This window comes from Algoriphagus halophilus (assembly GCF_041729275.1).
Classification (GTDB): Bacteria; Bacteroidota; Bacteroidia; order Cytophagales; family Cyclobacteriaceae; genus Algoriphagus; species Algoriphagus halophilus_A.
This window is the reverse complement of sequence record NZ_CP146486.1, coordinates 2,529,747-2,545,506: the sequence shown is the minus strand read 5'-3', so window position 1 is coordinate 2,545,506 and position 15,760 is coordinate 2,529,747. Positions and strand designations below refer to the sequence as shown.

The following is a 15,760-nucleotide window of genomic DNA, read 5'->3' as shown; positions in this document are numbered from 1 at the left end:
TTCCAATCGGAAGCCTTTTTTGTTACTCGTTAGGTGTCAGGGGATTGGATTTTCGAATTAATCCATCTGGCAATTCCCCTTCCGTACTGGCAACGATTGTACAAACAGTTGCGTCTCCAGTGACATTGACCACGGTTCTAAACATATCCAATATTCTATCTGGGGCAATAATTAAAGCGATCCCTGCTGCTGGAACTCCAATTGATTCCAATACGATGATCAACATAATTAACCCAGCTCCTGGTACTCCTGCAGACCCAATGGAGGCCAAGGTAGCAGTCAAGACAATCATTAATTGTTGCGAAAAGGATAAATCCATTCCCAACGCTTGAGCAATAAATACCGCTGCAACTCCTTGGTATAGACTGGTTCCATCCATATTTACGGTGGCTCCCAAAGGCAATACAAAACTGGAAACTTCTTCAGAAACACCCAATTCTTCCTCAACTTGTTTCATAGTGACAGGAAGCGTGGCCGAACTAGAACTAGTAGAAAAAGCAAGAAGCTGTGCTGGCCGGATAGCTTTAAAAAGTCTTTGTATTTCACTTTCGTAAATGCCATTAAGATCAATGGATAAACGATCAGGATCATGGCAAATAAACCTCCCACCACGACCAAACTATATTTTAATAGAGCAAATAGCAATTGTACTGCGGAGTCTGGGTTATCTCCGGCTATTTCCACAATCAAAGAAGCCATCAGGGCAAAAACTCCGTAGGGAGCAATCAACATGATGTAATTGACAATTTGGATGATGACATCATTCATACCATCAAAAAATGCGATGACAGGTTCCGCTTTCGATTTTTGGATTTGCAGCAATGAGATACCCACAATGATTGCGAAGAAAACTACCTGAAGCATCGCTCCATTATCGGTGGTTGCTAAAAAGATGTTTTGTGGAACAATATCTACTAATGGCTGTAAAGGACTTTGTTGTTGTAATTGAGCTGCTTGACCTACCCTGGAGCCAGCGTCACCTTCATAAAGGCTCATTAAATTCTCCCTAGTTTCAGGAGGAAGGCTCTTACCGGGGGCAAATACATTCACTAGAATTAAGCCAAAAGAAATCGCGATGACGGTGGTAACGAGGTACGTTCCGATCGTTTTTCCTCCAATTCTACTTAGTTTGGATATATCGCCCAGGTTGGACACCCCTACAATTAAAGAGGCGAAAACCAGAGGAACGGCAATCATTTTCAAGGAATTGATAAATATGGTTCCTATCGGTTTAATGTAATCTAAGGTAAAAGTATTGGGAATGGATGTTTTGATGACGACCAATCCAAAAACCAACCCCAGAACAAGGCCTATGATTATTTTTGTATGTAAGGGTATTTTTTTAAACATCTAGTAGTTCTTTAAGCCTTAAAGTTTATTGCTTTTTGCCAATAATATATAATCAGCTATGACCAATGCAGCCATGGCTTCCACAATCGGTACCGCACGAGGAACTACACAAGGGTCATGTCGTCCTTTTCCTGAAACTGTGATTGTTTCTCCAGCTTCATTCAAAGATTCTTGATCCTGCATGATCGTGGCAACAGGTTTGAATGCTACTCTAAAATAGATGTCTTGTCCATTGGAAATACCCCTTGGATTCCACCTGAATAATTGGTCTTTGTCTTAACCTGTCCCTCTTCTTTATAGAAAGCGTCATTGTGCTGAGATCCTCGCATGGTGACCCCATCAAATCCGCTTCCAAATTCAAATCCTTTGACTGCATTAATACTCAGCATTGCTTTGCCCAATTCTGCATGCAATCGATCAAAAACAGGTTCACCTATTCCAACAGGGGTCTTTTTAATGACACAGGTAACAACACCTCCAATCGTGTCCCTCTCTAAACGAACAGCATCAATCAATTGAATCATTTGATCAGCCATTTCCGGATCAGGACATCGGACAATATTCTCCTCCGCCTTATTAAGATCCATTTCCTGATAGGGCTTTTCTAGCTTCAGGTCACCTACTTGAGAGACAAATGCCTGAATAGAAACTCCATAATGGTCTAACAATTGTTTGGCAATGGCTCCTGCTGCTACTCTAGCGGCAGTTTCCCTGGCACTACTTCTTCCCCCTCCCCGATAATCCCTGATTCCATATTTCTCAAAGTAGGTGTAGTCCGCATGAGAGGGTCTAAACTTATCTGAAATATGAGAGTAGTCTTTACTTTTTTGATCTGCATTTCGAATGACGATTCCTATGGGCGTACCCGTGCTTTTTCCTTCAAAAACTCCTGAAAGAATTTCGATTTCGTCTTCTTCTTTTCGTTGTGTGGTAATTTTAGATTGGCCTGGTTTCCGGCGTTGCATTTCCTGACGGATTTTTGCCTCATCTATTTCCAGTCCTGCAGGACATCCCTCCAACGTTACTCCTAAAGCAATTCCATGAGACTCCCCAAATGTGGTGATCTTGAATAGCTTACCAAATGAATTCCCCATTACTTCTTTCTTATAATCAAAACCGCCAACAATATGACTGATGCTAGCAAAAGCACGTTGATTGCGGTCGTAAAATAGTATTTATATTGCTCGTTTAAAAACCTATTGTCCTCTACATCAATTCGATCGTACAGTCCTCCTAATCTTTGGTTGGACAGTGCTTGATTTACTTTACTTTCCCCTACCACTTTTATTTTTGCCTGCGGACGGAGAGTGTCGTAAACTTCCCTGGAGGGGTCAAAATATATCCATTCAAAATGGTCTGCCAAATCAATGTCTCCAGCTTCGGTGATCGTGATGTAATAATTAAATTCTTTGATGCCTGAAACCCTTCCATAGCCACGATTGATCTGTTGACGTACGTTGGGGTCATAGGTATTAAGATTAGCAGTTGAAAGCATTCTAGGAGCCTGTATGGCATTGATATTTCCTATTCCGCTGACTCCGAAATTATAATCAAAGCCCTGTCCCGTTTCTACCTCAATATTTTTTATGTTCTCTCGAATCTGATATTCACCTACACTTACCTCATTCTTTAGAGGATGAGGTGGAAGAGGCTTTACTTTAATGTTTTTTGCGCTGGAATAAAATGTTTTGAAATCTTCCTGTCTATTTGCTCCAAAAAACGTTGGATTTTTGGCCACTCGATATTTGATCATTTCCCAAGAAATTCTGGGGATTTCTATTTCTCCTTCTGAAAAAGGGAAGAAAGTAGCCTCAAACACCTTGTATCTTGTCCAACGCTTGCCATTGATCGTTACTTGTTCTGGCTCAATATTGGTGATATTGTAATTCTCTTCCCAAACATTCGTAGGTTTTACTTTTTTCAGAATCTCATCCAGTTGCCTGCCCGGTTCATAGAATTGAAAAGGAGCTTGGTTGGCTTCAGACATATAAAAAGCCAAGCTCAGGTTAAACCCTTCTCCTACATAGACTTCTTCCTTATCCACTGCTAAAGAAAAGAATGCATCATCTTCCAATTCCACATATTCTGGTTCCTCGGAAGGGGAAGACCGACCAAAGAAATCAGCAAAAGGATCTGGAGCCCTAGATGAAGATGCACTGGAAGCATCGCCCACTGTGATGGTTTTTCCCGGGGAAGAGTAAGCATTTCCATTGATCAAGATGTCAAAGGAAGGTAAAGTGAAATCCCCTTTACGGGTAGGCTTATAATATTGGATAATGCTATTAGAGCTACTCATCTGTCCATTGATCAAGTTCATGGAGGATGATTGCGAAATACCTTGTTTTTGAAAGCTAGGGATATCTGGAAACTGGTCGTATGACTTTATTTTATCATTGGATAATGTTACTTTAATGGTAAACGTTTCATTTAATCCAATTTCATCAGGACCCAGCTCTATTTGGACATCTTGACCATAGGCGTTACTAACAAATAGCAAAGCCATGTATACCAAAGTTGTTTGAAGGATCGTTTTAATCATGGTTGCGAAATTAGGGATTATTCTATTTTTAGAAGCCCTTATTTTACGTAACATATGGATAAATGCTTCCGTACTAGTAATTAATTTCAGTTAATAAACCCTAAACTCTTTAAACTATGATAGAATATGTGAAGACCATTCTGCAAAAAGTTAGCTTCAGCGCGTATTTATTTGAACGAGAACTGAAGAAAGGCCTTAAGCTTATTTTACCATCAGAAATAGAAGAATTTAAAGACTGGTGTTACGAGATGTTCGGTAAAATTCATCAAAATACCCTGAATCGATACTTTCAACCCATTTAAGAATTGCAAAAGCCCCGTTCCAATGAAGGTTCGGGGCTTTTTCTTGGTTGGTGGTAGTTATTATTTTTAATCTTTTATGTTAAAGTCAGGATAAGCACTCATGGAATGCTCATTGATATCCAAACCTTCAGTTTCTTCTTTTTCATCTACTCGGATTCCAATCGTTTTCTTCAAAGTGAAGAATATAATCCAGCTAAACAATACACAGAACACACCTACTGAAGCAACTCCAATCAGCTGAGAAATGAATTGTCCCATTCCTGCTAAATCTCCGAAGATTCCAACAGCTAAAGTTCCCCAGATTCCACCAACTAAGTGAACCGAGATTGCTCCTACTGGATCGTCTATTTTGACTTTGTCAAAGAAGACCACTGCAAAGACAATCAATCCTCCTCCTATAAATCCAATAATAGCAGATTCTCCTACTCCCATTTGGTCTGCACCAGCAGTGATTCCTACTAATCCAGCAAGGATACCATTTAGTACCATGGTAATATCATAGGACTTAAATTTCAAATAGGATACAATAAGTGCCCCAAATGCTCCGGCTGAAGCTGCAATACAGGTGGTCACAAATACCTTTGAAACCAAACCTGGATCAGCACTTAATACAGACCCACCGTTGAATCCAAACCATCCAAACCACAATAAAAAGACTCCTGCTGTAGCCATTGGGATGTTATGTCCTGGAATTGCAGTCATCCCTCTTTCTGTGTATTTCCCAATTCTTGGGCCTAATAAATAAGCTCCTACCAAAGCTCCCCATCCTCCTACGGAGTGAACAATAGTTGACCCTGCAAAGTCATAAAATGAAGTGTCTAGTGCGTCTAAGAATCCACCTCCCCATTTCCACATCCCTACGATTGGGTAGCAAATCGCCACATAAAGGATAGAGAAAAAGATAAAAGGACCCAATTTCACGCGCTCAGCTACAGCTCCAGAAACTATGGTGGCCGCTGTGGCAGCAAACATTGCCTGGAAGATAAAATCGGTGAAGAAAGTATATCCTTCATTGTAATTGCTGGAATCCCAGCCTTCAGGTAGAGGTAATCCAAATCCCGCAAATCCAAAGAAAGATCCTGCAAAATCAGCTCCTGGATACATGAGGTTAAACCCTACAAAAGCGTAAGTTAAAAGCCCAATAGCAGGGATAATGGTGTTTTTAAAAAGAATGTTTACAGTGTTTTTTGCACGGGTCAATCCAGCTTCCAAACTGGCAAATCCCAAGTGCATGATGAAAACCATCGTAGTGGCTACCATCATCCATAGGTTATTGACGGTAAATAATTCTTGCATAGGTTTGATAAGTCTTTAGTGAAATTGAAAATTATAGGGCTTGCTCTCCTTTGTCTGTGTTTCTGATTCTATAGGCCTCCAAAACATCATAGACAAAGATTTTTCCATCACCGATTTCTCCGGTTTTTCCTTCGGAAAGGATGCAATTGATGACTGGCTCGACCAGTTCTTCGACTGTTACGATTTCAAGCTTTGTTCTCGGGATATAAGCAGGTTCATAAGCTACCCCACGGTAGGTTTGTTGACGGGCATGTTCTAAGCCCATCCCTTTTACCTCATAAAAGGTGAGGAACTTAACTCCCAATGCAGCAACGCATGAATGAATCTGATCAAATCGAGATGTTCGAATAATCGCCTCTATTTTTTTCATATTTCACAATGGGTTTGGTGGTTTATTGAAATTTTGGCATGAAGGTAATAGAAAAATTAAATCAATTTCAAATGCTGGTTAAAAAAATAACCTCTCCTCTGATAAAAAGCACAAAAAAATAAAGTAGGGGTTTTCATAATACCCTAAAAGGGGTTTGTTTCTATGATTTGCTATGCAGCATGGTTTCTAATATACCCAGAAGAATGGAAAAGGTAGATTTATAAAGTTTGTGTCCAAACAATAAAAATTTAATTTTGCTGCCTTATTAACGAGAAACTATGAATCAGAAACCAACACTTTTAGTATTAGCTGCCGGTATGGGGAGCCGTTATGGTGGGAATAAGCAAATCGATGGATTTGGGCCTAATGGTGAAACTATTTTAGAATATTCTATTTACGATGCCATTCAGGCAGGATTTGGTAAAGTGGTATTTATCGTAAGGGATGAGATTTTGGAGGAGGCAAAAGAAATGTTTGTTCCAAAAATGGCAGGTAAAATTGAACTGGATTTTGTGGTTCAAACTTTGGATAGCTTTGTGCCTGTTGAATTGAAACAAGAAGGGAGAAAAAAACCATTTGGAACAGCCCACGCAGTTTTATGTGCAAAAGACGCCATCAAAGAGCCTTTTGCGGTGATTAATGCGGATGATTTTTATGGTCGAGAGGCCTTTGTGGAGGTTGGGAAATTTTTGTCCACTGAGGTGAAACCTGATTTGAATGCAATGGTGGGTTATGCCATTCAAAATGTACTTTCTGAGAATGGTACCGTGAGTCGTGGAGTATGTGATACCAATGAAAAAGGGCAGTTGATTGGGATGGTAGAGAGAACTTCCATCGCTCGAGAAGGGGAAAAGATTGTGAGTAGAGGAGAAAATGAAGTGTTGGAAATTGCAGAAGATACACCTGTGAGTATGAATTTTTGGGGCTTCCATCAGGAGGTATTCCAAGATATTGAAGAAATGTGGAATGAGTTCCTTCCGGCTAACCTCGATAATTTGAAATCTGAATTTTATATTCCTACGGTAGCAAATAACTTGATTCAATCCGGTAAGTCTGCTTTCGAAATTTTAAAAGGAGGAAAAGTTTGGTTTGGAGTAACCTACACGGATGATCGGCCTGTCGTTATTGAAGCATTGAAGAAGCTTCATGCAGAAGGTGCGTATCCAGCAAACTTGTGGAAATAATTGAAAGAGGCTTCGGCCTCTTTTTTTATGCTTCTATTTTTCCTGCTTTTAAGGAGAAATAAAACACCTCGGAATCTAGCTCACTTAAGATATTTTTGGACCTCTCTGGTCTTGCATCTGTCAAGAATATTTGTCCAAATGTGTGATGCGAAATCAATTCCATCATTTTGGCAATTCTTAAATCATCCAGCTTATCAAAAATATCATCTAATAAAAGGATGGGCTTTTCGCCTTTCGCTTTTTCGAAAATTTTGAATTGGGCGAGCTTTAAGGATATGATAAAGGATTTTTGCTGACCCTGGCTTCCAATTTTACGGATTGGGTGTTCCCCAATTTGGAATTTGAAATCATCTTTATGAATTCCCGCATTGGAGTTTTTGGTAACGAGGTCTTTCTTCCTTTGACTTTTGAAATAGGCTTCGAAATCTGTTTGTATGGCTTGGGTGTCATACTCTATGCTGACCAGTTCTTGTCCTTGGGAGATATCTGCATAGTGACTTTGTAGCAAAGGAGCTACTTCATCTAATAGCTCATTTCTCCTTTTGGATAAGATGATACTGAGCTCAATTAATTCTGTGTCATAGCCTTCCAATAGCGTGAAATCCCTTCTTCCTGTTTCTGCGAATTTTTTCAACAAAGCATTCCGCTGTTTTAAGAAATGGTGATATCGAATCAACTGATCTAAGTAACTTCGGTCAAGTTGAGATAACAATCCATCAAAAAATTTCCTTCGCCCCTCGCTTCCTCCTTTAATTAAATCCGTATCGTCTGGTGCGATCAAGACGAGAGGAATCAAACCTACATGTTCAGAGGTTTTATCCAAGGCTTTTCCATTTTGATAGATGAGTTTCTTTTTTCCTAATTCTACCGTACAGCGAACTTCCAAAGGTTTTTGGGAAAGTTCGAAATTCCCTTTAATCGCAAAAAAATCTTTTTCATGCTGAACGTTGAGGCTATCGCTTGATTGAACCGCACTTTTGGTAAGGGAGAGGTAATGAATTCCATCAAGAATGTTGGTTTTACCACTTCCATTCAATCCTACGATACAATTTATCTGTGGTGAAAACTCCAATTTGGTCTTCTCATGATTTTTGAATTGTAATAGCTCCAGCGACTTGAGGTACATGAGTTTGATGAATTATTTTGGCGGCAGCCTGATTTTTAGGTCGGGATGATTATATTTGAGGCCTAAAATAGCATATTTTGATCATTACGATATGGCAAAGAAAACTGCAGCGACTAAGTCTAAAGTAAAATATTCGAAAGAAACCTACGCTTATTGGTATGAGAGCATGCTCTTAATGAGGAGGTTCGAAGAAAAAGCAGGACAACTTTACGGTCAGCAAAAAATTAGAGGATTCTGTCATTTATATATTGGGCAGGAGGCTTGTGCTTCCGGTGCAATCACAGCCTTGACGAAAGACGATAAGTGGATCACTGCTTACCGTTGTCATGCGCATCCACTAGGTTTGGGTACAGACCCAGGTGCGGTGATGGCAGAACTTTTGGAAAAGCAACAGGTACTACCAAGGGTAAAGGTGGATCCATGCACATTTTTGATAAGGAAAGAAATTTCATGGGAGGTCATGGTATCGTAGGTGCGCAAGTTCCTATGGGACTAGGGATTGGCTTCGCTGAAAAATATAATGGTACCAAAAACCTTTGCATTACCTATATGGGAGATGGTGCAGTACGTCAAGGAGCCTTCCACGAGGCCTTAAACTTGGCGATGTTGTATAAGACCCCAGTTATTTTTGTAATTGAAAATAACGGGTATGCCATGGGGACTGCTGTTAAGAGATCTTCTAATGTGGATGATTTATCTACTTTGGGAGAATCTTATGACATGCCATCCTTTGCAGTAGACGGAATGAATGTAGAGGCGGTTCATGAGGCGGTTGCGGAAGCTGCAGAAAGAGCAAGAAGAGGGGATGGACCGACTTTGTTAGAAATGAGAACCTATCGTTATAAAGGTCACTCTATGTCTGATCCTCAGAAATACAGAACCAAAGAAGAGGTGGAGGAATACAAGAAGCGTGATCCTATCGAACAAGTTTTATCTACTATCAAGGAAAATAAAATTTTGACCGAAGAAGAAATTTCTGAAATAGTTGATAAAGTAAAGAAAAAAGTAACGGATGCAGTGAAATTCGCTGAAGAGTCCCCTTGGCCTGACGGAATGGATGCTTTCAAGGACGTTTATGTTCAGGAAGACTATCCATTTGTGATGGAATAAATAGAAAAAAGCATTGTTCAGAAAGCCATGAAGTTACAAATGCTTCGTGGCTTTTTTATTTGACTTTGTGTAATTCATAAAAAGCGTATATTTGCGGTCGAAATTTGAGTATCATGGCAACGAAACAATCTAATAAAGCACAACCTCACCATCAGTCAGATATTTTGGAGAATCCAGAAGAACTGGCAGAAAGACTTGGTCAAGGCGAAGCTTTTTTAAAGAAAAACAGTAAAGTATTGGGAGGCGTACTAGCCGCAGCGATTATTTTGATTGGTGGAATTCTGTTTTTCCAATTCAATACCCAAAACCAAAACAAGGCTGCTCAGGCAGAAATGTTCCAAGCAGTTTATTATTTTGAGCAAGATTCTGTGGATTTTGCTTTAAATGGCGATGGAATTAATTCCGGCTTCTTGTCTATCGTAGAAGAATATCCAAGAACTGACGCAGCGAATCTTGCACATTTCTACATTGGTTCCATTTACCTTTCAGAAAGAAAGTTTCAGGAAGCAATCACAGAATTGGAGCAGTTCTCAGCAGATGACTATTTGATGCAAGGACAAGCCTATTCGCTTTTGGGTGATGCCCATTTGGAACTTGGAAATAATGAGCAAGCAATTTCTTTCTTTGAAAAAGCGGCATCTTATGAGCCTAACAAATTCTTCACTCCTAAGTATTTGATGAAGTTGGCAATCGCTTATGAAGAGGCGGGTCAAATCCAAAATGCAATTGATGCATATGGAGAGATTGAAGAAAAGTATTTTGAATCATACGAATTTTCTGCAGCACGAAAACACAAGGCACGATTAGAGGGTCTTGCTGCTCAATAATGCTGCTTTAAAAAGCATAATAGAGAAGAGTAAGACCAAAAGTCTTACTCTTTTTTTGTTTAAAAATTTAAAAATTAACATATGGCAACTTCTTTAAAAAGCCTAAGCGACCATTCTTCAAAGAATATCACCGATATCAGTACAAAAACATTTGGCATTATTGTTTCCGAATGGAATGAGGAAGTTACGGAGGCACTTTACATTGGTGCATTACAAACCTTATTAGATAATGGTGCAAAAAAAGAAAACATTATCCGTAAGAACGTTCCCGGTTCATTTGAACTCTCTTTAGCAGCTCAATGGTTGGCGCAAGAAGAAAGTATTGATGCGGTAATATGCTTGGGTTGTGTGATCCAAGGTGAGACCAAACACTTCGATTTTATTTGTGATGCAGTAGCACATGGAATCACCAATGTCAGTCTGAAGTATAATAAACCTGTGATTTTTGGTGTATTGACTCCTAATACACAGCAACAGGCTTTGGATCGTGCAGGGGGAAAACATGGCAACAAAGGAGATGAGGCAGCGATTACTGCTGTAAAAATGCTCGGATTTTAAATTACGCTTTCAAACCTATACAATTTACCCTTGATGAAATCGAGCATGATTTAAGTCTTCCTGACTGAATCGAATAGTAATAATGTGAGATTTCATTTGACCATTAAAATCTATTAAAACACATGAAAATCATGAAATTCGGTGGGACCTCAGTAGGTCGACCCGAGCGAATGCATCAGGTGAAAGACCTGGTTACCTCTGGTGATGAGCCCACCATCGTAGTTCTTTCTGCACTTTCCGGAACCACCAATGCCTTGGTGGGGATTGGAGAAGCATTAGCAGATGCCGATAAAGCTTTGGCCAAGGAGAGAATAGATTCCCTTCATGCCCATTACTTAGTGTTCTACAAGGAGTTGCTTCAGTCTGATTCAGCTCGAACAAAAGCAGAGGGGATTATCAAGGAGCATTTTGAGTTTTTGAATATTCTATTGAAAATTTCATTTAATGAAGCGATAAATAGAGATATCTTGGCTCAAGGAGAACTGCTTTCTACTAAGTTGTTTTATACTCTTTTGGAAGAATTGGAGATACCTGCGGTATTTCTTCCGGCGCTCGATTTTATGAGCATTGATGAAAATTCGGAGCCTGAACTCGGAAAGATTTCAGAAAAGCTAAAAGCAATTTTAGCTGAGTTTGGGGATACAAAGCTTTTAGTGACGCAAGGGTATATCTGTAAGAATCACAGAAATGAGGTTGATAACCTGAAGCGTGGAGGGAGTGACTATACTGCATCTTTGATCGCTGCGGCAATTCAGGCTTCAGCATGTGAGATTTGGACAGATATCGATGGGATGCACAATAATGATCCAAGAATTGTGGACCAGACTCGTCCAATTGCGGAGCTTTCATTTGATGAAGCAGCAGAGTTGGCTTATTTCGGAGCCAAAATACTTCACCCTGCCTCCATCTGGCCTGCTCAACTTTATAATGTACCTGTGAAATTACTCAATACCATGCAGCCTCAAGCCCATGGTACATTGATCAAAGCAGAAGTAGATGCTATTGGAGTTAAAGCAATCGCAGCGAAGGATGGGATTACAGCGGTAAAAATCAAATCCAGTCGAATGTTATTGGCTTATGGTTTTTTGAGAAGAATATTTGAAATTTTTGAGAAATACAAAACCCCAATCGACATGATTACTACTTCAGAGGTGGCTGTTTCGGTTACCATTGATGATTTAAGTCATTTGGGGCAAATTACAGCTGAATTAGAAGCCTTGGGATCTGTGGAAGTAGATAGAAATCAAGCAATTGTATGTATTGTTGGTAATGAGATTTCCGAGACCAAGGGAGTGATCAAATCTGTGATGGATGCCTTGGAAGATATCCCAGTGAGAATGGTATCTTATGGAGGAAGTAGACACAATGTATCTTTATTGATTGATGCAAAATTCAAAAACGAGGCATTACAAAAACTAAATACAGGATTATTTTCCTGGTAATTCGATAACCGGCCTTGTGCCGGTTATTTTCTTTAGAATGATTCTTATTACTTTTGGGTATGCCAAAACCAAAAAGCCGTCCAGGATTTCTTCAAAGACTTCAAACAAAATGGAAGTTGGATTCGGTTTTTCAAGTCGTCCTGGTTTTGGTAGTATTTGCCTGCACTGGATTTACCATACTTTTCATCAAAGATCCTATTCTTGATTTTTTTGGGGTAGAAAAAGGTGGCTTTGTCAATACCCTACTTTACTTATTGTTGGTTTTGCCTCTATATCAGATTTTCCTATTGGTATATGGGTTTCTATTTGGTCAGTTTAATTTTTTTTGGGAAAAGGAAAAGCAGATCTTTAGAAGAATCGGTAGTCTGTTTTCCAAGAAAAATAATCAAGATATCCGACTCCAGTTTACTGCGGTCTTTTTTGTTGTTTTACCTGTCGTAGGACCGGAGCATTTTCAGTTGAGTTCAAATGAGGATCTTCTGCTAATAATTGTTGTGCGGCCTCTCTAGCTAAAGTTAATATTGGAGCATCCTTACTAAGGTCAGCAATCAGAAGGTCGGTAATTCCACTTTGTTGTGTGCCCATCAAATCTCCCGGTCCTCGTAATTTTAAATCTACGTCTGCGATTTCAAATCCGTCATTGGTTCTTACCATGGTCTCTAAGCGGATTCTGCCTTCTTTGGAAAGCTCATATTTACTCATCAAGATGCAATAGCTCTGTTCTGCACCCCTTCCTACTCTTCCTCTCAATTGGTGAAGCTGGGACAGTCCAAACCGCTCCGCATTCTCAATGATCATTACTGAGGCATTGGGAACGTTCACCCCAACTTCTATGACCGTGGTAGCAACCATGATTTTTGTTTCCCCCTTAACAAAACGCTGCATTTCATAATCCTTGTCCTCGGATTTCATGCTACCATGGACGATACTCAATGGGTATTGGGGAAATGCCCTTGCAATACTTTCGTAGCCATCCATTAAGTTTTTAAGATTGAGGCTCTCAGATTCTTCGATTAGTGGGTAAACTATATAAACCTGTCTCCCTTTTTTAATCTCCTCATTGATAAACCCAAAGACTTTCAATCGGTCCTTATCATAGCGATGGACTGTTTGGATAGGTTTCCTTCCGGCAGGTAGTTCATCGATGACTGACACATCTAAATCACCATATAAAGTCATGGCCAGGGTCCTAGGAATTGGAGTTGCAGTCATGACCAATACATGAGGTATATACTCTCTGTTTTTAGCCCACAATTTGGCACGTTGCGCCACGCCGAATCGATGCTGCTCGTCTACGATTGCCAGACCTAGGTTTTGGAATTGCACTATATCTTCTAGTAGCGCATGTGTTCCTATAAGGATCTTCAATTCCCCAGAAAGTAGCTTTTCATGGATGATTTTACGCTTGGATTTCTTGACTGATCCTGTTAGGATTTCAATCTCCAAATCCATCATATCCGCAAACTCCTTCAAGCCTTCATAATGTTGGTTGGCAAGGATTTCCGTGGGAGCCATCAAACATGCCTGAGCACCCGAACCAATTGCTATGAGCATGCAGATAAATGCCACCATGGTTTTTCCACTGCCTACATCCCCTTGAATTAATCGATTCATTTGAGTGCCTGATTTCATATCGGTAAATGATTCTCGAATTACCCGCTTTTGAGCATTGGTGAGCTCAAAGGGGATGTGTTTTTTATAAAATTCAGTCAGTAACTCAGTATTGCCTAATGATTGTCCTTTAAACTTTTCTGTTCTGGTGACCTTCATCAATAACAATCGTAGTTGAAGGAAAAAGAATTCTTCAAACTTCAGCCTTTTCCTCGCCCGATGAAGTAATTCAGGTTGGGTAGGAAAGTGAATTTGTCGAATAGCTTCTTTTTTATCAATCAACTGGTATTGCTGGAGGAGTTTAGCTGGCATGGTTTCATGGATATGAGGCAGACAGGCCTGTACGAGTGATTCCATGATTTTGGATATGCCTTTCGAATCTAAAAATCGGGCTCGTAGTTTTTCGGTAGTAGAATAGACAGGTTGGAAATTATTTCGCTGCTCATTGGCTGAGCTAAGAGGTTCCATTTCAGGATGTGCAATACTCCATTTACTCCCAAATCGTGCTGGTTTTCCAAAGAATACATACACTGCCCCGGCAGGAAGTTTTTTCTGAACCCATTGGATTCCTTTAAACCAGGTCATTTCCATTTCGCCAGTTTCATCAAATACCTGGGCGACCAACCTCCGTTTATTCCCCATGCCGATCAGTTCGATCTTCTTGATTTTGGCGATCACTTGGACATTTTCTACGTCTGGGTTGAGTTCTCTTATTTTAAAAATCGGGTTCTATCCTCATACCTGAATGGGTAATGTTGAATCAGTTCTCCATAAGTGAAAATCGCCAATTCCTTATTTAGGAGAGCGGCACGTTGAGGACCTACTCCTTTTAGGAATTCTATTTTTGTGTCAAAAATACCAGGCAAGTTTTTGGATGGTTAGGAAGCTGGCAAATTAATCGTAGACTATTCAATTGCCAACTGAAATGACAGGAAATGTCCAGATCAATTTTTTAGGCCAGTAATTTTATTCCATAAAGATTTGATCTCTTCAGCATGATCTTGCTGACTTTTAAGGTAGATCATCTGGTTTTTTGCTCTATGAAAGTTTTGCTCTGGGTATTGAACTTTATAATATACATTTCCTTGTAAGTGGTCCGTCAAAAACCGCAATCCCATGATGCAGGTCATAACCTCTCCTGCAATTAATAGTGATTTTGCTTCTTCTTTGGATGCTATCTCTGAAATCCCTTCCCAATAGCCTTTTAATAACTCTTCAAAAATGGCAGGTCGAAGGCTCAATTGATCCCAGTTTTGGCTGGTTTCGACTTCTGAGCAAGCGACTGTTCTTACCAAGTCTCCAAAATCATATAGCAGTAATCCTCCCATCAAGGTATCCAAATCAATAACTGCGGCAATGGATTCTAAATCTTCTGAAAAAATAAGGTTGTTGATTTTAGTGTCATTATGTGTAATTCTAAGTGGACAGGAAGCTTGGAATTCCAGATACTTTTCAACCAGGGGCTTTTGTAATAAATAGAAATTGAGTACTTCTTGTTCCTCAGGCGATAAGATATTCGCTTCTTTGGCTGCTTTTTCCAAATTCTCGAATCTCCAATCCAACTGATGGAATCTAGGAATAGACTCTTGCATTTGATGGGCATCAATATCTTTAGCCCAACTGGCAAAAACACCATAGGCTTTAGCTGCTAAATAGGCCTGTTCAGACTTTTGAATCTCTTGTAGTGTTTCTCCATTGACAAAATCAAATAGTCTAAACAGCTTGTTTTCAAACTTGGTGAGTGAATCTCTAGATTCGTTCAAACGAGGTAAAGGTAAGGCAAAAGGCAGTTCATTTACGTTTCCTTGTTCGCCTAAAATCCAATGGTTGTGGGCAATACGTTCAGGGTACCAAAAACAGAATTGTTGAATTCTTGTAAAATGAACTTTGACTCCGGAGTTTGAACCAAAAAGGTTCCATGAATGAGTCCTGAACCAAAAGTTTTGAAAGAGAACGCTGTTCCTTTTAAGAAATCGTATTGATTTAAGATAGCTGCGATTTGCTCATTATTCATTTTGCAAAGCTAGCCCTTCTTCAAAAATTAA

10 protein-coding genes and 5 pseudogenes are annotated in these 15,760 nt (G+C 39.7%); 6 read left to right on the top strand and 9 right to left on the bottom strand.

The genetic code is table 11. From position 1 onward, the window contains the following. Positions 1-22: 22 nt before the first annotated feature. The 5 genes and pseudogenes from V8V91_RS13635 to V8V91_RS13615 all read right to left on the bottom strand — a co-directional run bounded on the left by V8V91_RS13635 (position 23) and on the right by V8V91_RS13615 (position 5,857). Positions 23-1,350: pseudogene (locus V8V91_RS13635) on the bottom strand (dicarboxylate/amino acid:cation symporter). Between the two features lie 18 nt (positions 1,351-1,368). Beyond that, positions 1,369-2,444: pseudogene (gene aroC, locus V8V91_RS13630) on the bottom strand (chorismate synthase). Beyond that, on the bottom strand, positions 2,444-3,889 hold the full coding sequence (locus V8V91_RS13625; RefSeq protein WP_373400687.1) for a BatD family protein: 1,446 nt from the start codon (positions 3,887-3,889) through the stop codon (positions 2,444-2,446). Before V8V91_RS13625 ends, aroC begins: the two are co-directional and overlap by 1 nt. Before the next feature lie 368 nt (positions 3,890-4,257). Continuing rightward, on the bottom strand, positions 4,258-5,487 hold the full coding sequence (locus V8V91_RS13620) for an ammonium transporter (RefSeq protein WP_373400571.1): 1,230 nt from the start codon (positions 5,485-5,487) through the stop codon (positions 4,258-4,260). A 31-nt stretch (positions 5,488-5,518) separates the two neighbouring features. Further along, on the bottom strand, positions 5,519-5,857 hold the full coding sequence (locus tag V8V91_RS13615; RefSeq protein WP_074225582.1) for a P-II family nitrogen regulator: 339 nt from the start codon (positions 5,855-5,857) through the stop codon (positions 5,519-5,521). A 278-nt stretch (positions 5,858-6,135) separates the two neighbouring features. On the opposite strand from V8V91_RS13615, the gene V8V91_RS13610 reads away from it, so the two are divergent. After that, complete coding sequence (locus V8V91_RS13610; protein WP_373400570.1) at positions 6,136-7,041, top strand: NDP-sugar synthase; 906 nt, start codon at positions 6,136-6,138, stop codon at positions 7,039-7,041. A gap of 25 nt (positions 7,042-7,066) precedes the next feature. Here the strand turns inward: V8V91_RS13610 and V8V91_RS13605 are convergent, their stop codons facing one another. Further along, positions 7,067-8,167, bottom strand: a complete 1,101-nt coding sequence (locus V8V91_RS13605) for a DNA replication/repair protein RecF (protein WP_373400569.1) — start codon at positions 8,165-8,167, stop codon at positions 7,067-7,069. A 91-nt stretch (positions 8,168-8,258) separates the two neighbouring features. On the opposite strand from V8V91_RS13605, the pseudogene pdhA reads away from it, so the two are divergent. The 5 genes and pseudogenes from pdhA to V8V91_RS13580 all read left to right on the top strand — a co-directional run. Further along, positions 8,259-9,277: pseudogene (pdhA, locus tag V8V91_RS13600) on the top strand (pyruvate dehydrogenase (acetyl-transferring) E1 component subunit alpha). A gap of 113 nt (positions 9,278-9,390) precedes the next feature. Further along, on the top strand, positions 9,391-10,104 hold the full coding sequence (locus V8V91_RS13595) for a tetratricopeptide repeat protein (protein WP_074225578.1): 714 nt from the start codon (positions 9,391-9,393) through the stop codon (positions 10,102-10,104). Between the two features lie 81 nt (positions 10,105-10,185). Continuing rightward, complete coding sequence (gene ribH, locus V8V91_RS13590) at positions 10,186-10,662, top strand: 6,7-dimethyl-8-ribityllumazine synthase (protein ID WP_074225577.1); 477 nt, start codon at positions 10,186-10,188, stop codon at positions 10,660-10,662. Positions 10,663-10,784: 122 nt separating this feature from the next. Then, positions 10,785-12,104: an aspartate kinase gene (locus V8V91_RS13585; protein ID WP_373400568.1), complete on the top strand. Its 1,320-nt coding sequence runs from the start codon at positions 10,785-10,787 to the stop codon at positions 12,102-12,104. A 59-nt stretch (positions 12,105-12,163) separates the two neighbouring features. Beyond that, positions 12,164-12,481: pseudogene (locus tag V8V91_RS13580) on the top strand (DUF6787 family protein); the annotation flags it as partial. Positions 12,482-12,489: 8 nt separating this feature from the next. On the opposite strand, the pseudogene recG reads toward V8V91_RS13580, so the two are convergent. From recG to V8V91_RS13565, 3 genes and pseudogenes are all read right to left on the bottom strand, one after another. Then, positions 12,490-14,581, bottom strand: a pseudogene (gene recG, locus V8V91_RS13575) (ATP-dependent DNA helicase RecG). A gap of 78 nt (positions 14,582-14,659) precedes the next feature. Beyond that, positions 14,660-15,505 carry a phosphotransferase enzyme family protein gene (locus V8V91_RS13570; protein ID WP_373400686.1) on the bottom strand — a complete coding sequence of 282 codons (846 nt, stop codon included), beginning with the start codon at positions 15,503-15,505 and terminating at the stop codon, positions 14,660-14,662. Positions 15,506-15,528: 23 nt separating this feature from the next. Further along, entirely contained in the window at positions 15,529-15,729 is a 201-nt protein-coding gene (locus V8V91_RS13565) for a hypothetical protein (RefSeq protein WP_373400567.1), read from the bottom strand. Positions 15,730-15,760 lie beyond the last annotated feature (31 nt).